General features: G+C 65.9%; 36 protein-coding genes and 1 tRNA gene. 22 read left to right on the top strand and 15 right to left on the bottom strand.

Going from position 1 to position 22,306, the window contains the following annotated elements:
* Positions 1-2: 2 nt before the first annotated feature.
* The 4 genes from dnaB to AC5P7R_RS14675 form a co-directional block, all read right to left on the bottom strand.
* On the bottom strand, positions 3-1,448 hold the full coding sequence (gene dnaB / locus AC5P7R_RS14660; RefSeq protein ID WP_495213985.1) for a replicative DNA helicase: 1,446 nt from the start codon (positions 1,446-1,448) through the stop codon (positions 3-5).
* Positions 1,445-2,236: a hypothetical protein gene (locus AC5P7R_RS14665; protein ID WP_495213986.1), complete on the bottom strand. Its 792-nt coding sequence runs from the start codon at positions 2,234-2,236 to the stop codon at positions 1,445-1,447. The genes dnaB and AC5P7R_RS14665 overlap by 4 nt, the downstream gene beginning before the upstream one ends.
* Before the next feature lie 148 nt (positions 2,237-2,384).
* Positions 2,385-2,747: a hypothetical protein gene (locus AC5P7R_RS14670; protein ID WP_495213987.1), complete on the bottom strand. Its 363-nt coding sequence runs from the start codon at positions 2,745-2,747 to the stop codon at positions 2,385-2,387.
* A 263-nt stretch (positions 2,748-3,010) separates the two neighbouring features.
* Positions 3,011-3,211: a helix-turn-helix domain-containing protein gene (locus AC5P7R_RS14675; protein ID WP_180895392.1), complete on the bottom strand. Its 201-nt coding sequence runs from the start codon at positions 3,209-3,211 to the stop codon at positions 3,011-3,013.
* Between the two features lie 80 nt (positions 3,212-3,291).
* Between AC5P7R_RS14675 and AC5P7R_RS14680 the strand changes: the two genes are divergently transcribed.
* The 21 genes from AC5P7R_RS14680 (at position 3,292) to AC5P7R_RS14780 (ending at position 12,274) form a co-directional block, all read left to right on the top strand.
* Positions 3,292-3,978, top strand: coding sequence for an XRE family transcriptional regulator (locus AC5P7R_RS14680; RefSeq protein WP_495213989.1), 687 nt, complete (start codon positions 3,292-3,294; stop codon positions 3,976-3,978).
* The gene (locus AC5P7R_RS14685; protein WP_495213991.1) at positions 3,978-4,409 is read left to right on the top strand and encodes a hypothetical protein; all 432 of its coding nucleotides are present in this window, start codon (positions 3,978-3,980) and stop codon (positions 4,407-4,409) included. The genes AC5P7R_RS14680 and AC5P7R_RS14685 overlap by 1 nt, the downstream gene beginning before the upstream one ends.
* Before the next feature lie 23 nt (positions 4,410-4,432).
* On the top strand, positions 4,433-4,693 hold the full coding sequence (locus tag AC5P7R_RS14690) for a hypothetical protein (RefSeq protein WP_495213993.1): 261 nt from the start codon (positions 4,433-4,435) through the stop codon (positions 4,691-4,693).
* A 128-nt stretch (positions 4,694-4,821) separates the two neighbouring features.
* Positions 4,822-5,286 carry a hypothetical protein gene (locus AC5P7R_RS14695; protein ID WP_495213995.1) on the top strand — a complete coding sequence of 155 codons (465 nt, stop codon included), beginning with the start codon at positions 4,822-4,824 and terminating at the stop codon, positions 5,284-5,286.
* Positions 5,283-5,600: a hypothetical protein gene (locus AC5P7R_RS14700; protein WP_495213996.1), complete on the top strand. Its 318-nt coding sequence runs from the start codon at positions 5,283-5,285 to the stop codon at positions 5,598-5,600. Before AC5P7R_RS14695 ends, AC5P7R_RS14700 begins: the two co-directional genes overlap by 4 nt.
* Positions 5,601-5,709: 109 nt before the next feature.
* On the top strand, positions 5,710-5,949 hold the full coding sequence (locus AC5P7R_RS14705) for a hypothetical protein (RefSeq protein ID WP_495213997.1): 240 nt from the start codon (positions 5,710-5,712) through the stop codon (positions 5,947-5,949).
* Positions 5,937-6,062, top strand: coding sequence for a hypothetical protein (locus AC5P7R_RS14710; protein WP_495213998.1), 126 nt, complete (start codon positions 5,937-5,939; stop codon positions 6,060-6,062). Before AC5P7R_RS14705 ends, AC5P7R_RS14710 begins: the two co-directional genes overlap by 13 nt.
* A 41-nt stretch (positions 6,063-6,103) precedes the next feature.
* Entirely contained in the window at positions 6,104-6,631 is a 528-nt protein-coding gene (locus AC5P7R_RS14715; protein WP_032962310.1) for a hypothetical protein, read from the top strand.
* Between the two features lie 83 nt (positions 6,632-6,714).
* Entirely contained in the window at positions 6,715-7,137 is a 423-nt protein-coding gene (locus AC5P7R_RS14720) for a hypothetical protein (protein WP_495213999.1), read from the top strand.
* Between the two features lie 76 nt (positions 7,138-7,213).
* Positions 7,214-7,963, top strand: a complete 750-nt coding sequence (locus AC5P7R_RS14725; protein ID WP_495214000.1) for an ERF family protein — start codon at positions 7,214-7,216, stop codon at positions 7,961-7,963.
* 3 nt (positions 7,964-7,966) lie between these two features.
* Positions 7,967-8,584: a lambda exonuclease family protein gene (locus tag AC5P7R_RS14730; RefSeq protein ID WP_495214002.1), complete on the top strand. Its 618-nt coding sequence runs from the start codon at positions 7,967-7,969 to the stop codon at positions 8,582-8,584.
* Positions 8,581-8,796, top strand: coding sequence for a hypothetical protein (locus tag AC5P7R_RS14735; RefSeq protein WP_459018029.1), 216 nt, complete (start codon positions 8,581-8,583; stop codon positions 8,794-8,796). The genes AC5P7R_RS14730 and AC5P7R_RS14735 overlap by 4 nt, the downstream gene beginning before the upstream one ends.
* On the top strand, positions 8,793-9,014 hold the full coding sequence (locus tag AC5P7R_RS14740; RefSeq protein WP_032962321.1) for a hypothetical protein: 222 nt from the start codon (positions 8,793-8,795) through the stop codon (positions 9,012-9,014). Before AC5P7R_RS14735 ends, AC5P7R_RS14740 begins: the two co-directional genes overlap by 4 nt.
* Complete coding sequence (locus tag AC5P7R_RS14745) at positions 9,011-9,388, top strand: zinc-finger-containing protein (RefSeq protein ID WP_495214004.1); 378 nt, start codon at positions 9,011-9,013, stop codon at positions 9,386-9,388. The genes AC5P7R_RS14740 and AC5P7R_RS14745 overlap by 4 nt, the downstream gene beginning before the upstream one ends.
* Positions 9,385-9,675, top strand: coding sequence for a hypothetical protein (locus tag AC5P7R_RS14750; protein ID WP_495214005.1), 291 nt, complete (start codon positions 9,385-9,387; stop codon positions 9,673-9,675). Before AC5P7R_RS14745 ends, AC5P7R_RS14750 begins: the two co-directional genes overlap by 4 nt.
* Entirely contained in the window at positions 9,672-9,941 is a 270-nt protein-coding gene (locus tag AC5P7R_RS14755) for a hypothetical protein (protein WP_495214006.1), read from the top strand. Before AC5P7R_RS14750 ends, AC5P7R_RS14755 begins: the two co-directional genes overlap by 4 nt.
* On the top strand, positions 9,938-10,702 hold the full coding sequence (locus AC5P7R_RS14760; protein WP_495214008.1) for a hypothetical protein: 765 nt from the start codon (positions 9,938-9,940) through the stop codon (positions 10,700-10,702). Before AC5P7R_RS14755 ends, AC5P7R_RS14760 begins: the two co-directional genes overlap by 4 nt.
* Positions 10,695-10,847, top strand: a complete 153-nt coding sequence (locus AC5P7R_RS14765; protein WP_171968308.1) for a hypothetical protein — start codon at positions 10,695-10,697, stop codon at positions 10,845-10,847. Before AC5P7R_RS14760 ends, AC5P7R_RS14765 begins: the two co-directional genes overlap by 8 nt.
* Entirely contained in the window at positions 10,840-11,022 is a 183-nt protein-coding gene (locus tag AC5P7R_RS14770; protein WP_495214009.1) for a hypothetical protein, read from the top strand. Before AC5P7R_RS14765 ends, AC5P7R_RS14770 begins: the two co-directional genes overlap by 8 nt.
* Positions 11,023-11,033: 11 nt before the next feature.
* Positions 11,034-11,246, top strand: coding sequence for a DUF4224 domain-containing protein (locus AC5P7R_RS14775; RefSeq protein ID WP_087786648.1), 213 nt, complete (start codon positions 11,034-11,036; stop codon positions 11,244-11,246).
* Positions 11,246-12,274, top strand: a complete 1,029-nt coding sequence (locus tag AC5P7R_RS14780; RefSeq protein WP_495214011.1) for a site-specific integrase — start codon at positions 11,246-11,248, stop codon at positions 12,272-12,274. The genes AC5P7R_RS14775 and AC5P7R_RS14780 overlap by 1 nt, the downstream gene beginning before the upstream one ends.
* 60 nt (positions 12,275-12,334) lie before the next feature.
* Here AC5P7R_RS14780 and AC5P7R_RS14785 read toward each other — a convergent pair.
* Positions 12,335-12,410 (bottom strand) — tRNA-Lys (locus tag AC5P7R_RS14785).
* Between the two features lie 178 nt (positions 12,411-12,588).
* Between AC5P7R_RS14785 and AC5P7R_RS14790 the strand changes: the two genes are divergently transcribed.
* Complete coding sequence (locus tag AC5P7R_RS14790; RefSeq protein WP_227854162.1) at positions 12,589-13,575, top strand: DUF2268 domain-containing putative Zn-dependent protease; 987 nt, start codon at positions 12,589-12,591, stop codon at positions 13,573-13,575.
* A gap of 63 nt (positions 13,576-13,638) precedes the next feature.
* On the opposite strand, the gene queC is transcribed toward AC5P7R_RS14790, so the two are convergent.
* The 10 genes from queC to ruvB all read right to left on the bottom strand — a co-directional run bounded on the left by queC (position 13,639) and on the right by ruvB (position 22,021).
* Positions 13,639-14,304 (bottom strand): 7-cyano-7-deazaguanine synthase QueC, encoded by a 666-nt coding sequence (gene queC / locus AC5P7R_RS14795; protein ID WP_227854163.1) that lies wholly within the window; start codon positions 14,302-14,304, stop codon positions 13,639-13,641.
* A gap of 78 nt (positions 14,305-14,382) precedes the next feature.
* Positions 14,383-15,084, bottom strand: coding sequence for a 7-carboxy-7-deazaguanine synthase QueE (gene queE / locus AC5P7R_RS14800; RefSeq protein ID WP_019660124.1), 702 nt, complete (start codon positions 15,082-15,084; stop codon positions 14,383-14,385).
* 176 nt (positions 15,085-15,260) lie between these two features.
* Positions 15,261-16,079 (bottom strand): tol-pal system protein YbgF, encoded by an 819-nt coding sequence (ybgF, locus tag AC5P7R_RS14805; RefSeq protein ID WP_227852996.1) that lies wholly within the window; start codon positions 16,077-16,079, stop codon positions 15,261-15,263.
* Between the two features lie 3 nt (positions 16,080-16,082).
* On the bottom strand, positions 16,083-16,601 hold the full coding sequence (gene pal, locus AC5P7R_RS14810; protein ID WP_005418510.1) for a peptidoglycan-associated lipoprotein Pal: 519 nt from the start codon (positions 16,599-16,601) through the stop codon (positions 16,083-16,085).
* 64 nt (positions 16,602-16,665) lie between these two features.
* The gene (gene tolB / locus AC5P7R_RS14815) at positions 16,666-17,985 is read right to left on the bottom strand and encodes a Tol-Pal system beta propeller repeat protein TolB (RefSeq protein WP_087802765.1); all 1,320 of its coding nucleotides are present in this window, start codon (positions 17,983-17,985) and stop codon (positions 16,666-16,668) included.
* A 286-nt stretch (positions 17,986-18,271) separates the two neighbouring features.
* The gene (tolA, locus tag AC5P7R_RS14820) at positions 18,272-19,327 is read right to left on the bottom strand and encodes a cell envelope integrity protein TolA (RefSeq protein WP_478436010.1); all 1,056 of its coding nucleotides are present in this window, start codon (positions 19,325-19,327) and stop codon (positions 18,272-18,274) included.
* On the bottom strand, positions 19,317-19,745 hold the full coding sequence (gene tolR, locus AC5P7R_RS14825; RefSeq protein WP_006438804.1) for a protein TolR: 429 nt from the start codon (positions 19,743-19,745) through the stop codon (positions 19,317-19,319). The genes tolA and tolR overlap by 11 nt, the downstream gene beginning before the upstream one ends.
* Positions 19,746-19,769: 24 nt before the next feature.
* Positions 19,770-20,549 (bottom strand): protein TolQ, encoded by a 780-nt coding sequence (tolQ, locus tag AC5P7R_RS14830; RefSeq protein WP_005410752.1) that lies wholly within the window; start codon positions 20,547-20,549, stop codon positions 19,770-19,772.
* A 10-nt stretch (positions 20,550-20,559) separates the two neighbouring features.
* On the bottom strand, positions 20,560-20,991 hold the full coding sequence (gene ybgC, locus AC5P7R_RS14835; protein ID WP_019660128.1) for a tol-pal system-associated acyl-CoA thioesterase: 432 nt from the start codon (positions 20,989-20,991) through the stop codon (positions 20,560-20,562).
* Positions 20,981-22,021, bottom strand: a complete 1,041-nt coding sequence (gene ruvB / locus AC5P7R_RS14840; RefSeq protein ID WP_019660129.1) for a Holliday junction branch migration DNA helicase RuvB — start codon at positions 22,019-22,021, stop codon at positions 20,981-20,983. The genes ybgC and ruvB overlap by 11 nt, the downstream gene beginning before the upstream one ends.
* Between the last annotated feature and the right edge of the window lie 285 nt (positions 22,022-22,306).

Raw genomic sequence — 22,306 nt, forward strand, 5'->3', positions numbered from 1 at the left:
GCTCAGTCCTCCTGTTGGCGGGCAGCGGCAACGCCGGCAAAGCCGCGTTTCTGCCTGGGTGCGGTGCCGGCGGCGGGTGCGCTGGCGCTGGTCTGCTTGGGCTGCCAGTACTCAGGCAGCGGCGAGAACCGGAAGTACTCGGGCTGGTACAGCTGCCGGACCACGCCGGGCGCACCGTTGCGCTGGATGGCCACGATCAGCTCGGCGGTGCCCGCCCAGGAGCTGCCAGGGTTATAGATCTCGTCGCGGTAAATGAAGATCACCGCGTCCGCGTCCTGTTCGATTGAGCCCGAATCGCGCAGATCGGCGACGATTGGCCGCTTGTCCGTCCGCTTTTCCAGCTCGCGGTTGAGCTGGCTCAGCAGCAGGAACGGCACCCCAAGCTCGCTGGCTGTGAGCTTCAGCGTCCGGGTGATATCGCCGATGCCGGCCGCGCGGTTGTCGCCCTTCACTTCCATGAGCTGCAGGTAATCGATGACCACCAGGCCCAGCGGATCACGCGCGTGCATGCGGCGGATCTGCGCGCACACGTGTTCGACCCTGGCACGCTTCGGGCGGCTCACGAAGATGGGAGCCTGCGACAGCCTGCGGGTCGCCTCGGATGCGTTGGCCCAATCGACGTCGTCCAGCTTGCCCGTGCGGATCCGGGTGCCGTTGATGCCTGCCTGGTTGGCCAGCATGCGATCACCCAGCTCTTCGGGCTGCATTTCGAAGGTGAACACCGCTACCGGCTTACGCAGGCGCAGCGCCACATGCTCGGCGACATTGATTGCCTTGGTGGTCTTGCCCATCTTGGGGCGTGCGGCCAGGACGTACAGGCCACCGGGCTGCAGGCCTCCAAGCAGCTCGTCCAGGTCGTGGTCGCCGGTGGTCAGGCCACTGATGCCGCCCTCGTTGTTCGCCCTCTCGCCCAGCCGGTGGAAGACACGCTCCATCACCGGCGCCACCGATTCCAGGTCGCAGGGTTCGCTGTCCAGCAGGCCACCGATGCGGGTCTGCGCGGAGCCAATCAGGTCCAGAGCGCTGCGACCTTCCGGGCTGTACGCGGCGTCGATCAGCTCCTGCCCTGCATCGATCAGGGCGCGGCGCTTGGCCGTCTCGGCCACGATCTCCGCATATCCACGGATGTTGGCCGTCGACGGCGTGGTGGCCGACAGCTCGATCAGGTAGGCGCCGTCGCTAACCAGCTCCAGCTTGCCGCGCGATTCGAACCACTCGCCGATGGTGACCGGGTCGGCCTCGCGGCCCTTCTTCAGCACGTCCTCGATGGCCTGCCAGATCAGCTGGTGATCGCGGCGGTAGAACTGCTGCGCGGTCAGCACGTCCTGCACGTCCATCCAGGCCTGCGGCCGCAGCATCAGCCCGCCCAGCACCGCCTGCTCGGCCTCGATCGCCTGCGGCAGCATGCGCAGCCCTTCGTCGCGGTAGTAGTCCGGCAGCGCGTTCACTGGGCCACCTCGGACAGCGCACGGTCGGCCAGCTTGGCGATCACCGTTTCGCGCAGCAGGTACTCGAAGTCCGGCTTCCAATTCTCGTGACCAGGACCACCGGGCAGCCGGCCAGCATGGAAGTCATCGGCCGCTGCCGTCTCGAAGTAGGCCTTCCAGAAATCGGGGGTAACCCGCTCGCTGCCGAACAGCTGCATGCACAGCTGGCGCACGGTCGGCAGCGCCTTTTCCACGGCCTTGATGCGCGGTTTGTTCAGCACGGTGCACGCCGGCAGCTCGCCATGCGGCTTGGCCATGATCGCGTTGTATGCGTCCTTGGCCTCGTTGGCGATCACGGTGATTCGGATCTGCTTGCGGTCCTGCTGCTCGGTCTTCTCACCCTGCCCTGCGCTGCCACCGTCCAGGGTCAGCGTCGAAGACGCGGACGAATCCGAGCGAAGCGAGGATTGTTCTTTCTCCTTTCCCTTCCCTTCCCTTCCATTCCCTTCCGGGGGTGAGGACTCGTCGAGGCCTCGTCGATCATCTTCAGAATAGGCCGGATGTTTGAAGGTGGGACGGTCGATTTTCTGATGCTTCTTCCATCCAGTGACGTGCAGATAGTCCTTGTCGCCCTTGGTATAGAAGGCGATCAGGGAATTCGACGAAAGCTCGTCGAGCATTCGCTGCACGTCCGACGAGGAAATATCGTCAGCGGGGAAGATTTCGGCCTTTACGGTCTTCGCACTGGCAACGTGGTTGCCGGCGTCGTCGCAGAAATTCCACAGGCCGATGAACAGCAGTCGAGCCATCGGCGAGCATTCCATCACCTGCTCGCTGGACCAAAACTCAGGCTTCACGGTACGGATTCGGGCCATCACGCACCCCGCAGCATGTGCAGGTACGCGGCGGTGTGCCACAACACGCGTACAGCCAGCAGCGCCTTTTCAGTGGCGTCCATCAGGCGGACCTCAGCATCCCCGCCAGGCGCGCAATCTCCGAGCGCGGGTCGGGCTGTTCCAGGGCCGCCTGCAGATCCATGTACTGGCGGATGAGATTCGAGCCGGTGGCAGCGCACAGCGACAGCACCAGGCGGGCCGGGATCGGCCGTTCACCGGTGCGCATGCGCGACACGTAGCTCTCCGACTTGCCAATGGCCGCGGCGATCATCGCCAGCTTGTGGCCACCGGCCTGCATCGATACCGCCAGGGCCTGAGCGGCCGATTCGATCTGGCGGAGCAGCTTCTGAGGGGCATCCTTCGGCGCGCTGTGCACACCGAATACAAGGCGGAGGTTGTCCTGTTGCTTGCCAATGCTTTCCATGATTTGCCTTTATTTGCCAAGGGTTTGCGGGCGAAAAAGAAGGCCTCTCAAATGGAAGCCTTGAATGCCCAGGTCAGTTCGTAAGCCGCGATCCAACGTCGTGGATCTGAAATTCCAGTGGATCAGCGGGAAGTGCTTCGCCCTGATCCGTCAGGGTCGAAGGGTCGATGTGCGCCCATACCCCCGTAGGCGCCGTGAGCCACCGCTGCCCGGCACAGGCACCGTGGTGCCCTTCCCCGCCAAGGCGCGGTGAGGTGGTCACGTCAGCCTGCAGTCGCCGGCCGGGCGCCGGTGGCGTAGAGGTGGTGGAGCTGCACAGCGGCCATGCCGCCCGGCTCCTTCGTCCGGCCCTGCTTGAGGTCGCTGACGGTCTGCGGCGACTTGCCGATGGCCCGGCCGATCTCGGTAAGGGACCAGCCGCGCTCTTCGAGCGCCTTGATTCGGTCTGCCCAGGTGATTTCCATGTGCCGTTTCCTGTTGGGTGGCACCAGCCTATGGGATGCCATAGGTCGCTGTCAACGGCATCCCATAATGGTTTTCCGTAATGCTCACCTCCATGAACACCGTAGGTGACCGGATCAAGGAAGCACGGAAGGCTCGGGGCATGTCTCGCCCCCAGCTGGCCGAGGCTGCGCGCGTGAAATACCCCACCCTCGCCGGCATTGAGAACAACGACCAGGCAGGGACAACGCAGCTACCGCAGATCGCGGAGGCGCTTGGGGTATCCCCGAAGTGGTTGCAAACCGGCCGGGGGCCCATGGAAGGAACTGCAGCAAGCAACGACGACAGCGACTGGGCGGATATCAGCGGATACGCCCAGGCCATCGGCCTTGGCGGCGGCCCTGAGGCTCAGGAGTACGCCGAAACCCACAAGCTGAAATTCAGGGCCGAATCACTGGCCCGCAAGCGCCTGCGCCCCAACGCCCTCGCAGTGATGTACGGCAAGGGCGACAGCATGGAACCGCGCATCCACAGCGGTGACGCCATCCTGTTCGACACCAGCGACACCATTCCTCGCGACGGCCAGATGTACGTGATCATGGTCGATGGCGGTGGTGCTGCGAAGGAGTACCACGTGAAGCGCTGCGAGGTGATCGACGACCTGGTGTTCTTCAAGGCCGACAACCCCCGGGGCGATCACAACTGGCGGAAGCCGAAGCGGCTGGACAGCCCCCGGCACCCGATCCAGATCGTCGGCCGGGTGCGCTGGATCGGAAGTTGGGAGGGGTGATGAAGGGGATTTCAGCGGCTATCGTGTGCTTGCTTCTACTGGCGTCGAGCCCTGCACAGGCGCTCGACGTCAACAACTACCGCAAGTTCAGAGAGAAAGCAGAAGGCTCGCCAGATCGATCGGAGCGTGACCTATACAAAATGGTCCTTGACTCCTATTTCCAAGGAATCTCAGAGGTCTACGTGATTCAGAGGGACATGGATACTGGCAAGGTAAACGTCCGGGAACCCTTCAGCTTCTGTCCGCCCAAAAAGGTCAAAATCACGATCGATTTGATCCGCACGGCCACTGACAGCGAGATCAAAGAGAACGCAGAGACGCATGCCAAGGTGTCGAAGAATTGGGAGTCGATGAACGTCGCCATCTTCACCACCATTGGGATGAGCCGCATGTTCCCCTGCTCGGCCAGCGGAACCACTGGCGCACGCTGATGGCCAGCATCCGGACTGTTCTCATGCTGATCACCTGGGCGATAGCATTCGCCTGGGGATTCGGCTGGATCACCTGGCCCTGGCTGGCGGCCTGCTTCCTGATGGGCTGGGCGCGAGGGGTACTGTTCGCCGGGGAGCGCATCCCCCAGGGTGACTTCCAGCAGCAGTCAGATCCCGAATTTCGACAGTCCTCCCGGCTGGTCTGGATGAGCACCCTGCTCACAATCCTTCCCATCGCCATATGGGGCGGCATTGGCAAGGGCCTGTCCCTGCTGATCCACTGAAAACGCTGGCGGCCGTTGAGCCGCCATTTTTTTTGCGTCAGATCTATGGGATCCCATTGACACAAGTCTATGGAATGCCATAGATTGACCCCGTCGGCCCATCCGGGCCATCTGAAACGGGGTCCGAAATGTTCGAGAACCTGCCACGCAGCACCACCCGGCTTGGCTATGCCACCGTCCGCGACCACCAGCGCTGCTGCGAGCTGTCCCGCGAGGAACGGGGCCTTCCGCTGCACCCGGCCAATGACTTCATCGCCTGCCCGGACTGTGACGGCACCGGCGAACACGTCCGCAACGACAGCGCCAGCGGCGATCCGCAGTGCGAGTACGGCGTGGCCTGCGGCCGCTGCGGCGGCGAAGGCGAGATTGCCGACGGCCTGATCGACCCGCTGCTGCTGGTGGCGAAGTACCGCAAGGGCCGCTTCGGCTGGGCGATGAGCGAGCGCCGGGCGGCTGGCCGCCGGCACTCCTACAGCCTGTACCGGATGCGCGCCATGCGCCCCTGCAGCGGTCTGGCTGCGGTCGACATGCTGGCCCGGGCACAGATGTGCGCCAACGACATGGCCCGCGCACTGCAGCAGGTGGCGGCATGAGCGGCTACGAGATCAAGGTTTCGATCACCCCGCTTTGCCCCTGCTGCGGCAAGGAAAGCCAGTCGAGCGGCTTTGTGGCCGAGAGCCGCGCACCGCAGGGCGTGTTTGATCGCGACAACCCGTACGAACGTACAGACCAGCGTGTGTTCTTCTCGCCCTGCCCTGAGTGCTTCGTCTTTCGAGGGTACGTGGTCGAGCTGATCGATGCGGCCCAGGCCGTCGAGAACAGCTGCGTGCGACATGACGCCAACGATGCAGATCTGTTCCGCCGTCTGGATGCGGCAATCGCCCGCGTCAAAGGCGGTGCCGCATGACCGCCGCCGACCGAGCCCTGCACCTCCAGGCGCTGAAGCTGGCTTCGGGCTACCTGCTGGCCTTCTGCCTCGGCGTGGTCTTCACCGTGACGGTACAGGCGGTGCTGTCGTGAGCCGGGTCGACGTACTGGCGGTGATGGACGAGCTGATTGATTTCGAGGAAAGGCACGCGGAGTACGAGCCACGGCAGAACCATGAAGCGCGCGAAGCCCGCGCGGCAGTAGCCGAAGTCTTCGCAGCCGCCCACGCCTCCCTCGCAGCCCGCGACTTGGCCGACCAAATGGCCGCCGACGACCGCCTGCGTGCCGCTCTGGCGGCCTGCGAATCGGGGGCCACATGCGTTTTCTGACCGCCATCGGCTGCCGCAGCTGGCGCGATTTCGCCGCCTGCCTCGCCTGCTACGCCATCACCGCCGCGCTCGCAGCCGCCATGTGCTGGCCGCTGGCGTGGTCCTGGTCCTGACTTCCCGCCGGCGCGGCCGGCCTTCCTGAGAGGCACCACCGATGTTCGAACTGATCGACGCGACCGCCAAGGTCTCCAACTACAACCCCCGCGCCGAGAAGCATGGCGGCGAAAACAAGATGGCCGGCGACCTGAAGCTGCTCGCTACCACCGGCAGCAGTGTGCTGGATTTCTTCAGCAAGGATCTGCGCAAGGCCCTGTACCGCAAGCCAGGCCAGGGTGAGCAGCAGGACCTGATCGAAGGCGCCGACGGGCTCACCGCCGTGAAGTTCCCGAGGCTGGGCGCCCTGCCCTGGGACGAGGAATACCCGGGCTATGAACTGGTGATCGCCGGCGGCCTGGGCCTCACCGAGCCGATGGTGCTGTCCGGCGTGACGCTGAAGAACTTCAAGTTCGAAGCGCTCGACGGCGGCAGCCTGCAGGTCACCGTAAGCGCCCTGTTCCACCCGACCACCGAGCAGGCCGGCGCCCTGTGCGCGCTGATCCAGGAAGACGTGCAGATCACCCTGATCCCGCCGACCAAGCAGGCCAAGGGCAGCAAGCCGCAGCAGGAAGACCTGGCCGCGTAACGCATTCCCCCGCCCTCACGGGCCCCGCGCCGGCCGGGATTCCACGACGCCGGCATTCATCCCAAGAGACCAAGGACAGACCAATGAAGATCAAGATCACCATCGGCGGCAACGACCGCACCGCAATCATCCTGCCCAGCGAATGCGCCGGGCTGGCCGCTGAACTGATGGCGCGCGCAGTCATCTTTGAACGCGACGGCTACCACAGCACAAGCGGTTGGAAGCGGACCGAAGAAGGGGTCCGTATCGAATACACCGAAGGCGGCGAGCTGGAACCGACCCATCCCCTGGTCGAGAAGGCACAGAAGGAAGCGTCCGAGAAAAACAGCCAGTGGTACGCGGAGTACACGAAGAACCAGAAGCTCACAAAGGAACTGGACGAGCTGAAGGCCCAGCTGGCCGGCATCCAGTCAGTGACCAGCTGCAAGGTAACCCCCGTCCTGAACGACGCCGAGGCCGCCAGCGAAGAATCCACCGCCGCGGCCGCCGAGGAAATTCTGTTCTGACCCCGCAGGGAAGCACCCGCCAGCCCGGCGGCGGCTCCGAGAGCCGGGCACCTCATTTCATGTCGAGAAAATGCCCATGAATCAGATCGTCACCACCGAAGCCAGCGAGCAGCCTGGCACCGGCCTTGCCGTGGCGCTGCAGCAGGCAATGATGCTGCCCGACCAGGGCGTGGAGCGCCTGCAGAAGCTGTGGGAAATGCAGAAGGACATGCAGGACCGCGACGCGGCCCGTGCCTACGCAGACGCCATGAAGGCCTGCCAGAAGGAAATGCCGGCGATCCAAAAGCGCGGCAAGAACAAGCAGACCAACAGCCGGTATGCGCTGCTCGAGGATATCAACCGGCTGATCACCCCGATCTACACCCGCCACGGCTTCTCCCTGTCGTTCGGCACCGACCGCTCGGAACTGGCCGACCACGTGGGGATCGTCTGCGACGTGATGCACGACGGTGGGTATTCGAAGACCTACACCTACGACGCCCCGATCGACAACGTCGGCATCAAGGGCGAGAAGAACAAGACCACCACGCACGGGCGCGGCTCGGCCATCAGCTACGGCCGGCGCTACCTGGTGATGATGATCTTCAACCTGACGATCGGCGACGACGACGACGGCAACGCTGCCGGCGAGAACGAGCAGCAGCGGATCGCGCGCGAAACCGCCCAAGAGTGGGTGACGCTGGCCAACGGCCTGACCACCTATGAGGACTACACGAACCGCAAGGCTGAGGTGTTGCGAGCCTATGGTGGCAAGCCGGCCAACTTGCCGCCGGAAGTGCGCGAGGCATTCAACCGCGCCGCCGCAGCGACCAAGCCGAAGGACTGACCCATGGCGCAGATCCTGACCTTCGAACAGCGATCGCCGGAATGGTACGCCGCCCGCCGCGGCGTGCCGACCGCCAGCGAGTTCGGCAGCATCATCACCCCCAAGAAGGGCGAGTACGCGGCTGCCGCTGACACCTACATCAACCAGCTGATCGACGAGGTTGTGCGCCCGGACGCCGGCCAGTCCTTCACCGGCAACCGGCACACAGAGCGCGGGGAATTCCTCGAGGACGACGCCCGCGAGCTGTACGCCTTCGAGCGCGAGGTGGTGCCGCAGCAGGTCGGGTTCATCCTCAACGATGCCGGCACCCTCGGCTGCAGCCCGGACAGCTTGATCCAGCTGGACGGCGGGCTGGAAATCAAATGCCCGGACGGCCCCACCCACGTGAAGTGGCTGCGCGCCGGCGGCGTGCCGGACGAACACAAGCCCCAGGTGCACGGCGGCCTGATCATCACCGAACGCGAGTGGTGGGATTTCATGTCGTACTGCCCCGGCTACGACGCCCTGATCGTGCGCGTCTACCGCGACGGCTTCACCGAGAAGCTGCAGGGCCACCTCGACCGCTTCCTGCGCGAGTACCACGCAGCGCGCCAGGCCTTCGGCCTGAAGGTGGCGGCATGAGGGGCCTCAACTACGACTATCCCCACGTCGGCACGAAGCGCGGCGGCAACAACCGCGCACGCCAGTTCGACCACGTGATCGACGGCAAGCGCGTCACGACCATGGAAGTGGCCGAGGCGCTGGGCCTGTCCAAGAAGATGGCCGCCGCGCGGCTGAAGCTGGGCCCGTTCCCGCTCACCTGGGAAGGCCTGCGCGGAGATCCGCCGGCATGAAGACCTGCACGAAGTGCGCGGCCCGGCTGCCGCTGCGGTTCTTCCCCCTGATCAACGGCAAGGCCACCGCCGCGTGCGCGCCCTGCCGGAACACCGAGCGCCGCCTGCACGACCCGCTGCGCCCCCTGCGCCGCGACCCGCTGCAGGTGCGCCTGAACAACCTGACCAACCTGTGGCACGGGCCAGTGCGCCGCGTGCCGCTTCGGAGCCACGCATGAGCGCTGTTCGACGTCCCTGCCCAGTCTGCAACTGCGAGGCAAAGCTGGTCACCGGCCGCGAGGTCTACCCGCACCGGCCGGACCTTTACGGAAAGAAGTTTTGGGCATGCCTGCCGCATGGCGCGTGGGTTGGGTGCCACCCAGGCAGCGAGCGACGCATGGGGCGCCTTGCGACCGCGGAGACCAGGCGCCTGAAGATGGCCGCACATGCCGCGTTCGACCCCCTCTGGAAGACCGGGCGCATGAAGCGCACCAAGGCGTATGCCTGGCTGCGGGAACAGACCGGCCTGTCCGAGCGGGATTGCCACATGGGTTGGATGAGCGACGACAACCTGCGCCGCGTGATCGAAATCTGCGAAGGAGCCACGGCATGACCCACCACCGCTACGACCGCCGGCTGCCGAAGCGCACCGAGGGCTTCGCCTGGGGCCGGTCCATCGACAAGGTGCTGGGCGGCCACGTCCTCACCTACCGCCTGTTCCGCCGCGACCTGTCCGGAAAGCTGCACATCGAGACGCGGACGTTCCAGCTCAACGACCACCGCCGGCACATCGCGCTGCAGCTGCTGATCGCACGCCGCCAGCTGCGCGAACGCGTCGAGGCCATCGGCTATGCCCTGATCGAGGCCGAACAGGCCTCCCAACTGCAGGAGGTTGCATGAACACCGACAACAAGACCCTGGCTGTCGATGTGCTGGCGGTGATGGACGAGCTAATTGACTTCGAGGAGAGGCATGCGGAGTACGAGCCACGGCAGAACCACAAAGCGCGAGAAGCCCGCACCGCATTCGCCGAGCTGATCCAGATCGCGACGGAGTTCAGCGACTACGTGGCAGTAGACCATAACGATACGTCGCTGATGGACCGATCAGATATGTGGGATCGGCTTGGTTTTGCCGTATCCCGCGTCAAAGGAGAATCAGCATGAGCAACAACAACAAGACCCTGGCGGACGTGCAGCCCGGTGGGATGGTGAGGCTGGGGGATCAGCGTTCCGACCTAGTTCCGGGCATCGTGCGCTGTGCGAAATGCTCTTTCCAACTTCACCGCACGAACCTGTATCTGCAAAGCGGGGCTGTCGGTGCTGGTGACAGCAAGACGGAGCCGTGCCCGAATGGCTGCGGCCCGCTCTGGCCCGTAACGTGGGAAACGTGGGCGCGCGAAGGCTGGGCCGAGGCCGAACGACTGCACCTGGAGAATGCCGCCCTCTCCGCCCAGCCCTCCCCGGGTGGTCAGGGGGATGCGCCGTTGCGAGTGTTTTCGGCGGGTCGGTGGACATATGACGGCACCGGGCAGTCATTCAGCCACGAGGACATGGATGCAGCCGCCTTTGTGGTCTACCGCGACGCCGCCGTCGCCGCCCGCCAGCCGGTGGGGGCGCAGCGTGCAGCGCTGTGGGTTCAGTTCGCCGAGAACGGAAACATCAGGTTCTGGACCAGGGACCAGGATCGCGCACTGGAAGAGTCGTTCCTGCACGCCCGCCCGCTGACGGCCTTCTACGCGTCACCGCAGCAGCCCGCGCAGGCCGTGGACCTTTCGATGTTGATTGCAAAGATCGATCAGGCATTGGGCTACCTGTCGACCGCGCTGGACGATCTGGATTCCAGCCCCGACCGCAGGCCGAGCGTCATGGTCGACGAAGCGATGGGATGCCTGCGCCAGGCTCTCACCGGGGTGCCCAATGGCTGACCAGCTGCTCACCGCTGCAATGGTCCACGTGTTCGCCCTGGCCGGGTTCCTGGCCGGCATCGCCACCCTGTGGGCGATCAGCCGCGCATGCCGCGCCGCGCGCGCAGGGCTGCGCTGGTGCTGGCGGAGGTGCGCACATGGGTGACCAACTCTTCCCCCGCGAACCGCGCCGCATGAAGCAGCCGGCCAAGGACGTGCTGCGCGAGCAGCTGGTGGTCGCGGCGAACCGAATCATCGAGCAGGCGGAGGAAATCCAGCGCCTGCGCGAGGCAGCAACCCAGGCCACCGAGAAGCTCCGCGCTGCGCTGGCCACGAACTGAAGGAGGACAACATGGCCGACAGCCCCTACCTGTCCCGTGACGATATCAAGGCGCTTTGCCGCACACCGCGGCGGAAGGGCCAGGCCGAGTTTCTGCGCAACAACGGGATCCGGCACTATCTGGACGCCCACGGGTGGCCAGTGGTGCTGTGGTCCGCGATCGAGGGCAAGCCGGAGCCGAAGACGCCGCCGGCGACCGATTGGAAACCGAACAAGGCCGCATGATGGGAAGGAAGCCGACAAAGCCCGGGGCGATCCCCCGGTTCCGCAAGCGCAAGCAGAAATCCGGCGTGGTGCACTACTACTACGACCACGGCGGCAAGCCGCGCAAGGAAACTGCGCTGGGCAGCGACTACGGCCTGGCCATCCAGAAATGGGCCGAGTTCGAGCGCGCGGCGGTGATCCCTCCCGACGCGAAGCTGACGTTCCGGCAGGCCGCCGAGCGCTACCGCGTCGAAGTGATCCCGACGAAGTCCGAGGGTACACAGCGGAACAACAACCGCGAGCTCGACTCGCTGATCCAGTTCTTCGACGACCCGCCGGGTCCGCTCGACGCGATCCGCCCGACGCACGTTTTCAACTACCTGCAGTGGCGCCGCAGTGCGCCGGTGGCTGCGAACCGTGAGAAGTCGCTGCTCTCCCACCTGTGGAACTGGTGCCGGCAGAAGGGCTACACAGACCTACCGAACCCATGCGCGGGCGTGAACCGATTCCGGGAGGACGGCCGCGACGTGTACGTGGAGGACGACATTCTGCAGCGGGTGTACGACGCCGCCGACCAGGTGCTGAAAGATGCGATGGACCTTGCCTACCTCACCGGCCAGCGGCCGACCGACATGCGCGAGCTGGACCGCCGCAACATCAAGGACGGGACGCTGGTGCTGCGCCAGGGCAAGACCAAGACGCCGGTGCGCATCGCGATCACCGGCGAGCTGAAGGTGCTGATCGATCGCCTGCTGTCGGTGAAGCGCCCGGATGATGCACCTATCAGCACGCGTCTGCTGCTGGGCGAGGACTGGCTGCCGATCGGCAAGGACGCTCTGCGTTACCGTTTCGATAAGGCCCGCGAGCGCGCCGGCATCCCGAAGAAGGAATTCCAGTTCCGCGACCTGCGCGCAAAGGCAGGCACGGACAAGGCAGACTCGGCCGGCGACATTCGCCAGGCGCAGCAGCAGCTGGGCCACAAGTCGGTGACCACAACCGAGATCTATGTGCGGAAGCGCCGCGGTGCGCTGACCAGCCCGACGAAGTGAATTGCGGAGCGGCCGATATTTTGCGGAGCGGGGGGTAAGGGCTGAAACCCTTGGTGCATATGGTGGGCCGTGAAGGATTCGAACCTTCGACCAAAAGATTAAAAGTCTTCTGCTCTACCGACTGAGCTAACGGCCCATTGCACTGCCCCAGCCTTTCGGCGGGGTGGGCATTCTACCCTACTTTGCCGGGCCGGGTGAAACCCTGCTGCGTCGAGGTTGCCGGCCAGCGGCCAGCACTACCCGATCTGGCGAGCCCGCTTAAACCTTCCGGGCCTCACGCGCATCCCAGCTGTGATTCCCGCCCGGAGCCACGGATGCGCCTGCCCTTCTGCCTCATTGCCGCCCTTCTGCTGCCCTGCAAGGCACTGGCCGCCCCGCCCCAGGTCGTCACCGACGACATCGGCCGCTTCTGGGCCACCTATGACGCGGTGCGCGCCGAGCCCGACGTTGAACGCCAGGTCGCACTCGTGCAGGAACGCTACATCGATCCAGGCAGCCCCGGCCTGCATGCGCTGATGCAGGTGCGCCGCTACACTGCCCGCGAATACGCCGAGGCCATGCGCGCGTGGCCGCGCTTCTGGACGTCGGTACGCCCATTGACCGCCAACGCGCAGCAGGCCAGCGCCACTCTGGAGCGGGACCTGGCCGCCTTCCGCACGCTCTACCCCGCCCTGCGTCCGGCCACCATCACCTACGCAGTCGGTGTGCTGCGCACCGGCGGCACCACGCTGGGTGACAAGGTGCTGATCGGTGCCGAGATGGCGCTGGGCGATGAGCGCGTGGACGTGAGCGAACTGCCCGAAAAGATGCGCGACCGGCTACGGATCTTCTACGACAGCCGTCCGGGGGCGAACAACGCGCAGAACAACCTGCACGAGTACGTGCATACCCAGCAGCGCGAGACCACCGGCAGCCTGGCGCAGTACGTGGTGCGCGAGGGTGTGGCCGAGCGGCTGAGCGGGCGTCGGCCGGCATTGCCGCTGTATGCCTACGGGCCCGCGCACGAGCCGGAAATCCGCACGCGCTTCATTGCCGAGATGGACGGGGGTAACCTCGACAACTGGCTCTACAACAGCGCCCGCAATCCATTCGGGGTGAGTGATGTGGGGTACTACGCTGGGTATCGCATCGCGCAGGAGTACATGCGCCAGCAGGCCGACGAGAAGGCCGGTATCGCGCGGATGATCGAGTTGGACTATGCCGATCCGAAGGCGGTGCGGGCGTTCATCGAGGCGTCGGGGTGGTTGCCTGATGAGGCTGCCGGCCAGCGGCCGGCACTACCAGACTCCAGCCGCCGGTAGCGCCGGGACAGAGAGTGCGAACCAACGGTTCGCACCCACCATTGGGGCATCAGCCCCATCACCTCAGACGTACAGCGTGGGGTCCGGCACGCCGGCTTCGGCGAAACCCTGCGCGCGCAGGCGGCAGGCATCGCAGTGGCCGCAGGCGGCGCCGTTGGCGTCGGCGTTGTAGCAGGACACGGTCAGGCCGAAGTCCACGCCCAGGCGCACGCCTTCGCTGACGATCTGGCCCTTGCTGAGGAACTGCAGCGGCGCGTGTACCTTGATGCCCGCACCTTCCACGCCCGACTTGGTGGCCAGGTTGGCCAGCGCCTGGAACGCGGCCACGAACTCGGGGCGGCAGTCCGGATAGCCGGAATAATCCACGGCGTTGACGCCGCAGAAGATGTCGTTGGCACCGAGCACTTCGGCCCAGCCGAGGGCCAGCGACAGCATGATGGTGTTGCGCGCCGGTACGTAGGTGACCGGAATGCCGGCACCGCCGGCCTCGGGCACGTCGATGTCATCGGTGAGCGCCGAGCCACCGATGCTGCGCAGGTCCACGTCCACGGTCTTGTGCGCGACCACGCTCTGGGCCTTGGCCACGCGGGCGGCGGCATCCAGTTCGGAGGTATGGCGCTGGCCATAGCGCACGCTCAGGGCATGCACGGCAAAGCCCTGTTCCTGGGCCATGGCGATGACGGCGGCTGAATCCATGCCGCCGGAGAGAAGCACGACTGCCTTCTTCATGGGTAAAACATCCGGTTGGGAGGGGAAAGCCAGCACGCTGTCCCGCGCCGGAGTTACATCAGGGAACGTTGCCTGGGCTCATCGGCCCGGCTCGTCGTTCCACAGGATTTTATGCAACTGCATCTGGAAGCGCACCGGCAGGCGGTCTTCGACGATCCAGTCGGCCAGCTGGCGCGCGGTGATCTCGCCCTTGCTGGGCGAGAAGAACACGGTGCAGCGCTTCACCAGCTCGTGCTCGGCGACCAGGGCCTTGGCCCAGTCGTAGTCCTCGCGGCTGCAGATGACGAACTTGATCTGGTCGCGTGCGGTCAGCAGCGGCAGGTTCTCCCAGCGGTTGCGCGCCACTTCGGCCGACCCCGGGGTCTTGATGTCGACCACGCGCGATACACGCGGGTCCACCGCGCTGACGTCCAGCGCGCCGGAGGTTTCCAGCGAGACGTCCATGCCGGCGTCGCACAGCTTCTGCAGCAGCACCAGGCAGCGTTTCTGCGCCAGCGGCTCGCCGCCGGTCACGCAGACGTGGCGCACGCCCTGGGCCAGCACCTCGGCCACGATGTCGTCGATGTCCCACCAGGTGCCGCCATGGAAGGCATAGGCCGTATCGCAGTACTGGCAGCGCAGCGGGCAGCCGGTCAGGCGCACGAACACGGTCGGCCAGCCGGCGGTATCGGCTTCGCCCTGCAGCGAGGTGAAGATCTCGGTGATCTTCAGGCGTGGCAGGGGCGACTGCACAATCTCACTGGGCGTGGCGGCGGCGCTGGACGGGGTAACGGCGGTCATGGCGGGCACTTCTTGGTGGGACACGTGGCGGGTGGGCTACCGTGGCCGGTAACGAAAGCAGCCGAGCATGGCTCGGCTCTACAACAGCAACCGGGCGGGTTTGCCGGTCCGGAAACGAAAGCAGCCGAGCATGGGCTCGGCTCTACAGGGCACACATTGTACGCCCGGTCAGCGGATCAGCGGATCTGCTTGCCCAGGCGGATGGACTGCAGACGGTCCTGCGCGGTGCGCGCGGCGTCCGAGCCGGGGTACTGCGCCACGACGGTCTCCAGCGTCTGCTGGGCCTGGTCGACCTTTCCCTCGCCGTACTGCGACAGGCCGATCTTGAGCAGGCCGCCCGCGGCCTTGTCGTGGGTCGGATAGCGCGAGAGCAGCTCTCGGAACTGGGTCTCGGCCATCGGGAAATTGCGGGTGGCGTAGTAGCTCTCGCCCAGCCAGTACAGCGCGTTCGGCGCGTAGACGCCGTTCGGGTACAACTCCAGGAAGCTCAGGAACAGCTGCGCCGAATCGTCGTACCTGCCGGCCTTCAAGGCATCGAAGGCAACGTTGTAGGAGGTGCGCTCGTCACCGGTGGCGGCGAGGCTGCCGGCATCACCATGGACGGAAGGCGGCCGCTCGGAAGTGGCCGCCACTGCGGGTTTTGCCGGGGCCGGTGCGGCCTTGGGCGCGCTCGCCGGAACGGGCGGCAGGGCCGGGGCGGCGTTGCCCCCTTCCAACCGGTTCAGGCGGCTGTCCAGATCCAGGTACTGGTCCTGGGCGGACTGCTTGAGCTGGGCGTTGTCGTGCTGCAACTGCTCGATCGAGGCCTGCAGGCTGGTGACCTGCTGCCGCAGCTGATTGATCTGGTTCAACAGGTCCTGGTTGGCACTGTTGTTGTACATCTGCTGCTCGAGCGCGCCGACACGGTCAGCCAGGCTCTGTCGCTGTGCGTGCGCCGGTGCGGCAGCCACGAGGGCTGCCGCAACGACCAGCATCAGTTTGATGCCAATGCGCATGGATTACTGCGCGGTGTAGACGATTTCGACGCGACGGTTCTGCGACCAGCAGGACTCGTTCGACTCGGTGCAGACCGGACGCTCTTCACCGTAGGACACGACGGTCAGCTGCGAAGCCGAACCACCGTTGGCCTGCAGGGCCGAGCTGACGCCGTTGCCACGACGCTCACCCAGGGCCTGGTTGTACGCGCGCGAACCGCGCTCGTCGGTGTGGCCCTGCAGGGTGATGCGCGAGGACGGACGGTCACGCAGGTACTTGGCGTGGCACGCCATGATGGCCTGGAATTCCGGCTTCACGTCTTCCTTGTCCAGGTCGAAGTAGACCACGCGCTGGCGCAGGCAAGCGTCGGTGTCCAGGTCGCCCGGGCCGTACAGGCCGGAGGTCGACGGACCGGTCGGGGTGGTGGTCGAGGTGCCGGTGTCGACCGGGGCTGCCGGCTCTTCCTTCACCTTCTTCGAGCAACCGGCCAGGACGGCCACAGACAGCAGGGAAACAAGCAGAACGCGGGTGGACTTGTTCATGGCGATACCTTTGTGGCTCCTAAGCCGATGAGGGGTTCAAGACAACGAAAATATTAACACTCTTTTAGCGCTGGGTACGGTATGGGGACCATGCCGGTTCGCGCACATCACCGTCAGCCAGGACCAGGCGCTGGCGAACCCGCGCATCGGCCGACACGGCATACAACACACCACGGCCACCTTCGCGGGCGGCGTACAGCACCATGCTTGCGTTGGGCGCAAAGCTCGGCGATTCATCCAGCGAACCCGGGGACAGCGTGCTCCAGCGCGGCGAGCCCAGCGAGCTGTCCATCATCGCGATCTTGTAGCTGTTGCCCGAGCCCTGGGCGACGGCGATCTTCTTGCCATCGTAGGACACCGACGGCTTGGCATTGTAGTTGCCCTGGAAGGTCACGCGCTCGGCGCTGCCGCCGCCGGCACCGACCTTGTAGACCTGCGGACGGCCGCCGCGATCGGAGGTGAAGTACACCGCGCTGCCGTCCGGTGCCCAGGTCGGCTCGGTATCGATGGCGAAGTGGTTGGTCAGCTGGGTCAGCTGCTTGCTGCCCAGGTCCATCACGTAGATTTCCGGGTTACCTGAGCGCGACAGGGTCAGGGCCAGCTTGCGGCCGTCCGGCGAGAACGCCGGGGCGCTGTTGATGCCGCGGAAGCTGGTGACCAGCTCGCGCGCACCGGTACCGATGTTCTGGATGTAGATGGCCGAATTGCCACGCTCGAAGCTGACGTAGGCCAGCTTGCTGCCATCCGGACTCCACGACGGCGACAGCAGCGGCTCGGCCGAACGCACGATGGTCTGCGGGTTGAAGCCGTCGGAGTCGGCCACCATCAGCGCATAGCGCATGGCGTCGCCCTTGCCGCTGGCAGTCACGTAGGCGATGCGGGTCCAGAAGGCGCCGCGGATGCCGGTGATCTTCTCGTAGATGGCGTCGGCCATCTGGTGGGCGACGTCGCGCATGGCGTTGCCGCGGGCAGTCATCGCCAGGCCCAGCAGGCGCTCGCCCTTGGGCACGTCGAACAGTTCGTATTCGACGCGGTAGGCACCGGCACCGGCGTCGAGTACGCGACCGACCACGATGTAGTTCTGCTTCAGCGCGCGCCAGGTGGCGAACTGGATGTCGCCGCCACGCACCGGCTTTTCGACGATCTGCGCTTCCGGCAGCGTGCGGAACTGGCCCGAACGCTCCAGGTCGGCACGGACCACGCCGGCGACGTCGGTCTGCGGAGCGGCCGACGAACCCTGGTAGGGCATCGGCACGATGGTGATCGGCAGCGCGGAGGCATTGCCGCCGATGATGTCGATATCCAGCCCCTTCTGCTGCGCGACGGCAGCAAAGGGCAGCAACAGGGCCGCAAACACGGCAAGCCAGCGAGGCATCTTTTTCATGGAGCGCTCAATAGGGGAAACCGGAACGAGGGATAGCAAAGCAGGAGTGAACCGCTTCGCAATCATGAACCAAGGGTACGTGAATTCCGGGTCAGTTCCAGCCCGTCCTCTCACGCACCGTTAACGTCGTGGCTAACATCGCACCTGCCTGCCCCGGTCACTCCGCCCAGCGGGGCGGTGTTCGACAGAAGCCTAAAGCCTGCCCGGCCGAAACCGAGCACACCAGAGGCAAGCGCGACATCCATGGGCAGGAGTGGCCCGAGCCCCCCCCCCTGCCCTGCCCGCCTCAGCGATCCTGGGCGGTAAAAGTGAAGTTGAGCGTGCGCGCGAACACCGACTCGAAGCCGCGGTACGGCAACGGCTGCGCATTGAGCACGGCGGCCTCGATCGAACGCTTGCCGGCCTCGTCGTACGGGCAGTTCGGGCTGACCTTGGCCTGCATCACTGTGCCACCCGGAATCTGGGTGATGGTGATCTGGCAGCGCTGGCCCAACGGCACCGTATCCGGACGCACCCACTGCGACAGCACCTTGGCCTGGATCGCGGCAGCGTACTTGGCCGATAGATCGTCGCTGTTACCGCCACCACCGGCGGCTGGCTGGGATGCACCGCTGGAACCGGCGGCGGCACTGCCGGCAGCATTGCGCGCGGCGGCGACCTCGCGCAGCTTCCGCTCGGCCAGCTTGGCTTCCTTCTCGGCCTGCTCGCGGCGGGCACGGATCTCGGCGATCTTCTTCTGCTTCTCGGCCTCGGCCTTGTCAGCCGCGACGCGCTCCTGCTCGGCCTGCTTCTTCTTCTCGTCCGCTTCCTGCTGCTTGGCCAGGCGCAGCTTCTGCTCCGCTTCTTCCTGGCGCTTGCGTTCGGTCAGGTCGATCTGCTCCTGGCGGCGCTTGGCTTCCTGTTCCTGCTTGGCCTTCTCCTGCGAGATGGCCAGTGCGCTCACCGCTTCCTGGTCCTTGGTGTCCGGCTGCGCGACGCGCTCCTGCGCCTGTTGCTGCTGGGGCGTGGGCGCGTCCTGCGGGCGCGGCTCGGGAATCGGCTGCGGCGGCGGAATGGTGTCTTCCGGCACCGGGATCGGCTCGGCCACCGGCGGCGGCAGGTCTTCCAGCTTTTCCGACTGGCGCAGGGCCTGGCGCGCGGCGGACGCCTCAGACGCGGACAGCGCCAGGCTGGCCTCCACCGAAGGGTCACCGGCAGCGGCATCGGTATTGCGCTCGGGCGACCAGAACCAGGCCACGATGAAGACCAGCGCGACCAGCAGGTGCACCAGCAGTGCCAGTGCCAGGGGCAGGCCCCAGCCGGGTTCGCGCTGCTGCGGAGGTGGCAGGGCGTCAGCGTGCATCGGTGGCCAGGCCTACCTTGTCTACCTTGGCGCGCTTGATCACATCCATCGCGGCGATGACCTTCTCATAGGCCACGGCACGGTCGGCGGCGACGATCACGCGCACGCCCTTGTCCTGGGCGGCAATGCCAGCCAGGCGGCCTTCCAGTTCCTCGGCCGACACGGCGGCCGGTTCCTTGGCGTCGGGCAGCTTCAGGCTGAGCTGGCCGTCCTGGCGCACCGAGACGATCACCGGGTCCTGCTTGCTTTCCAGCGCCTTGGCGTTGGATTGCGGCAGGTCGACGTCGAAGCTCAGGGTGAGCAGCGGCGCGGTGACCATGAAGATGATCAGCAGCACCAGCATGACGTCGATGTAGGGGACGACGTTGATTTCCGATTTCAGCTTGCGGCGCTTTCGGCGGCCGATGGCAGCGGACATGGCTTGGACTCCCGGGTCAGGCGCTTACTCGTCGCCAGCGCTCTGGCGCTGCAGGATGGAGCTGAACTCTTCGGCGAAGGTCTCGAACCGCACCGACATGCGCTCCACGCGGGTGGTGAAGCGGTTGTAGGCCCACACCGCCGGGATCGCCACGAACAGGCCGATGGCGGTGGCGAACAGCGCTTCGGAGATGCCCGGCGCGACGGCGGCGATACCGGCCTGCGCACCGCTGCTGATCATGTCGTGCATGGTCACCATGATGCCGAACACGGTACCGACCAGGCCCACGTACGGGGCAGTCGAACCGATGTTGGCCAGCAGTTCCAGGTTGCGCTCAAGCTGGTCCACTTCGCGGGTGTAGGTGGTACGCATGGCACGCTGCGCGCCTTCCAGCTGCGCACGGCCGTCCAGGCGGCGCTTGTCGCGCAGGCGGGTGTACTCGCGGAAACCGGCTTCGAAGATGGCTTCCAGGCCGGTCACGCTGCGGCTGCGGTCGGTGGCGGCGCTGTACAGCTTGCCCAGGTCGGCGCCGGACCAGAAGCGGTTCTCGAACTCGTCGGCTTCGCGGGTGGCCTGCTTGAACACGCGTGCCTTGCGGAAAATGATCACCCAGCTGACGAACGAGCCGACCAGCAGGAGCAGCACGATGATCTTCACCGGCAGGCTGGCCTTGGCCATCAGTTCGAGGTAGTTGATGCCGCCGCCGGTGGTGGCCTGGGCAAGGGTCTGTGTCGCGGCGTTGCTGACGTCGGCCGGCAGTGCCTCGGTGACCGTGGCCTGCAGGGCCAGGAGCGTTGCGATCATCCGTTGTTCCTCAGTGTTCAGATTCGGGGTGGAGGTGGGGTTGCAGCACGGCAAGGACGGCCTCGTCCATGCCACGCGGGCGGAAACTGGCCGCGTCCAGTGCGGCGATGCGGACCTGGGCCGACAGCAGCAACTCGCCGTCGCGCAGGATCTGCTGGTCGAAGACCATGCTGGCCTTCTTCAGCTGGACCAGACGGGCGCTCACCTGCAGGGTGTCATCCAGCCGTGCCGGCCTGATGAAATCCATCTGCATCGAGCGCACCGCGAAGACCATCCCATGCTCGGCGCGCATGCGCTCCTGGCCGTAGCCGAGCGCACGCATCCATTCGGTCCGGGCCCGTTCCATGAAGGCCACGTAGCGGGCGTGGTAGACCACGCCGCCTGCGTCGGTATCTTCCCAGTAAATGCGTGTCGGCCAACTGAATAGTGGCTCAACCAACATCGGGAACCTCCGCGAACAGGTCCTGCGGCGGGTTCTTCGGCTTCAGGCCCATGTGCCGGTAAGCCTTGTGGGTGGCCATGCGGCCACGCGCGGTACGCACCAGGAAGCCCTGCTGGATCAGGTAGGGCTCGACCACGTCTTCCAGCGTGCCACGCTCCTCGGACAGGGCCGCGGCCAGCGATTCGATGCCGACCGGGCCGCCATCGAAGTAGTCGACCATGGTCCTGAGCAGGCGCCGGTCGAGCTCATCAAAGCCCTCCGGGTCGACCTTCAGCATCTGCATCGCAGCCTGTGCCACGGCCTCGTCGATGTGGCCGCCCGCCTTTACCTGCGCGTAGTCGCGCACGCGGCGCAGCAGGCGGTTGGCGATACGCGGGGTGCCACGCGCGCGGCGCGCGATCTCCCCTGCCCCATCGGCGGTGCAGTCGATGGCCAGGATCGCCGCCGAACGGCGCACAATGCGGGTCAGCTCTTCGACGCTGTAGAACTCCAGCCGCTGGACGATGCCGAAGCGGTCACGCAGCGGTGCGGTCAACAGGCCGGCACGGGTGGTGGCACCGATCAGGGTGAACGGCGGCAGGTCGATCTTGATCGAGCGGGCAGCGGGGCCCTCGCCGATCATGATGTCGATCTGGAAATCTTCCATCGCCGGGTACAGCACTTCCTCCACCACCGGCGACAGGCGATGGATCTCGTCGATGAAAAGCACGTCGTGCGGCTGCAGGTTGGTCAGCAGCGCAGCCAGGTCGCCAGCCTTCTCGATCACCGGGCCGGAGGTCACGCGCAGGGCCACGCCCAGTTCGTTGGCAATGACGTGGCTGAGCGTGGTCTTTCCCAGGCCGGGCGGCCCGAAGATCAGCACGTGGTCGAGCGCGTCGCCGCGCCCCTTGGCCGCTTCGATGTAGATCTCCATCTGCTCGCGCACCGGGGCCTGGCCGAGATAGTCGGCCAGGCGCTTGGGGCGGATGCTGGCGTCGGCGGCGTCATCCTCGCGGGTGGCGCCGGCGCCGATGATGCGGTCGTCGGTCATGTGCTGATTATGCGGCAAAAGCGGGGTGATTCGGCCGGGCTGCGCCCGGCACCCGCAGAGGCAACGGCAACATCCAGAGCAACAGCCGAAGCGGGCTTCCTGGGGAATGGCGGGGTGGGTCCGGTTGCGGGGGACGCCGTAAATACGTCCATGTAGGCTCGGTCGCGCCATCCATGGCGCTCACGCACCCGCAACCGGACCCACCCCGCCTTCGACAGTTTCCTGCGGTCTGTCGGAACGGCGTTCTGCTTTGGCGGGGGCCGACCGTTGGTCCGCACGGTAGAT

The organism is Stenotrophomonas sp. YJH_SMC_27, assembly GCF_059369815.1.

Coding starts and splice junctions, on each gene's coding strand:
- AC5P7R_RS14720 (WP_495213999.1), top strand. CDS start 6,715: ATGAAGATCAAGATCACCATCGGCGGCAACGACCGCACCGCAATCATC.
- tolQ (WP_005410752.1), bottom strand. CDS start 20,549: ATGATCGCAACGCTCCTGGCCCTGCAGGCCACGGTCACCGAGGCACTG.
- AC5P7R_RS14775 (WP_087786648.1), top strand. CDS start 11,034: ATGGCCGACAGCCCCTACCTGTCCCGTGACGATATCAAGGCGCTTTGC.
- AC5P7R_RS14690 (WP_495213993.1), top strand. CDS start 4,433: ATGCTGATCACCTGGGCGATAGCATTCGCCTGGGGATTCGGCTGGATC.
- ruvB (WP_019660129.1), bottom strand. CDS start 22,021: ATGACCGACGACCGCATCATCGGCGCCGGCGCCACCCGCGAGGATGAC.
- AC5P7R_RS14765 (WP_171968308.1), top strand. CDS start 10,695: ATGGCTGACCAGCTGCTCACCGCTGCAATGGTCCACGTGTTCGCCCTG.
- AC5P7R_RS14770 (WP_495214009.1), top strand. CDS start 10,840: ATGGGTGACCAACTCTTCCCCCGCGAACCGCGCCGCATGAAGCAGCCG.
- AC5P7R_RS14790 (WP_227854162.1), top strand. CDS start 12,589: ATGCGCCTGCCCTTCTGCCTCATTGCCGCCCTTCTGCTGCCCTGCAAG.
- tolB (WP_087802765.1), bottom strand. CDS start 17,985: ATGAAAAAGATGCCTCGCTGGCTTGCCGTGTTTGCGGCCCTGTTGCTG.
- AC5P7R_RS14750 (WP_495214005.1), top strand. CDS start 9,385: ATGACCCACCACCGCTACGACCGCCGGCTGCCGAAGCGCACCGAGGGC.
- AC5P7R_RS14675 (WP_180895392.1), bottom strand. CDS start 3,211: ATGGAAATCACCTGGGCAGACCGAATCAAGGCGCTCGAAGAGCGCGGC.
- AC5P7R_RS14780 (WP_495214011.1), top strand. CDS start 11,246: ATGGGAAGGAAGCCGACAAAGCCCGGGGCGATCCCCCGGTTCCGCAAG.
- AC5P7R_RS14755 (WP_495214006.1), top strand. CDS start 9,672: ATGAACACCGACAACAAGACCCTGGCTGTCGATGTGCTGGCGGTGATG.
- AC5P7R_RS14700 (WP_495213996.1), top strand. CDS start 5,283: ATGAGCGGCTACGAGATCAAGGTTTCGATCACCCCGCTTTGCCCCTGC.
- AC5P7R_RS14670 (WP_495213987.1), bottom strand. CDS start 2,747: ATGGAAAGCATTGGCAAGCAACAGGACAACCTCCGCCTTGTATTCGGT.
- queE (WP_019660124.1), bottom strand. CDS start 15,084: ATGACCGCCGTTACCCCGTCCAGCGCCGCCGCCACGCCCAGTGAGATT.
- AC5P7R_RS14745 (WP_495214004.1), top strand. CDS start 9,011: ATGAGCGCTGTTCGACGTCCCTGCCCAGTCTGCAACTGCGAGGCAAAG.
- AC5P7R_RS14740 (WP_032962321.1), top strand. CDS start 8,793: ATGAAGACCTGCACGAAGTGCGCGGCCCGGCTGCCGCTGCGGTTCTTC.
- AC5P7R_RS14715 (WP_032962310.1), top strand. CDS start 6,104: ATGTTCGAACTGATCGACGCGACCGCCAAGGTCTCCAACTACAACCCC.
- AC5P7R_RS14760 (WP_495214008.1), top strand. CDS start 9,938: ATGAGCAACAACAACAAGACCCTGGCGGACGTGCAGCCCGGTGGGATG.
- AC5P7R_RS14695 (WP_495213995.1), top strand. CDS start 4,822: ATGTTCGAGAACCTGCCACGCAGCACCACCCGGCTTGGCTATGCCACC.
- AC5P7R_RS14730 (WP_495214002.1), top strand. CDS start 7,967: ATGGCGCAGATCCTGACCTTCGAACAGCGATCGCCGGAATGGTACGCC.
- AC5P7R_RS14665 (WP_495213986.1), bottom strand. CDS start 2,236: ATGGCTCGACTGCTGTTCATCGGCCTGTGGAATTTCTGCGACGACGCC.
- queC (WP_227854163.1), bottom strand. CDS start 14,304: ATGAAGAAGGCAGTCGTGCTTCTCTCCGGCGGCATGGATTCAGCCGCC.
- AC5P7R_RS14735 (WP_459018029.1), top strand. CDS start 8,581: ATGAGGGGCCTCAACTACGACTATCCCCACGTCGGCACGAAGCGCGGC.
- AC5P7R_RS14725 (WP_495214000.1), top strand. CDS start 7,214: ATGAATCAGATCGTCACCACCGAAGCCAGCGAGCAGCCTGGCACCGGC.
- ybgF (WP_227852996.1), bottom strand. CDS start 16,079: ATGCGCATTGGCATCAAACTGATGCTGGTCGTTGCGGCAGCCCTCGTG.
- tolR (WP_006438804.1), bottom strand. CDS start 19,745: ATGTCCGCTGCCATCGGCCGCCGAAAGCGCCGCAAGCTGAAATCGGAA.
- AC5P7R_RS14680 (WP_495213989.1), top strand. CDS start 3,292: ATGCTCACCTCCATGAACACCGTAGGTGACCGGATCAAGGAAGCACGG.
- AC5P7R_RS14685 (WP_495213991.1), top strand. CDS start 3,978: ATGAAGGGGATTTCAGCGGCTATCGTGTGCTTGCTTCTACTGGCGTCG.
- ybgC (WP_019660128.1), bottom strand. CDS start 20,991: ATGTTGGTTGAGCCACTATTCAGTTGGCCGACACGCATTTACTGGGAA.
- AC5P7R_RS14710 (WP_495213998.1), top strand. CDS start 5,937: ATGCGTTTTCTGACCGCCATCGGCTGCCGCAGCTGGCGCGATTTCGCC.
- pal (WP_005418510.1), bottom strand. CDS start 16,601: ATGAACAAGTCCACCCGCGTTCTGCTTGTTTCCCTGCTGTCTGTGGCC.
- tolA (WP_478436010.1), bottom strand. CDS start 19,327: ATGCACGCTGACGCCCTGCCACCTCCGCAGCAGCGCGAACCCGGCTGG.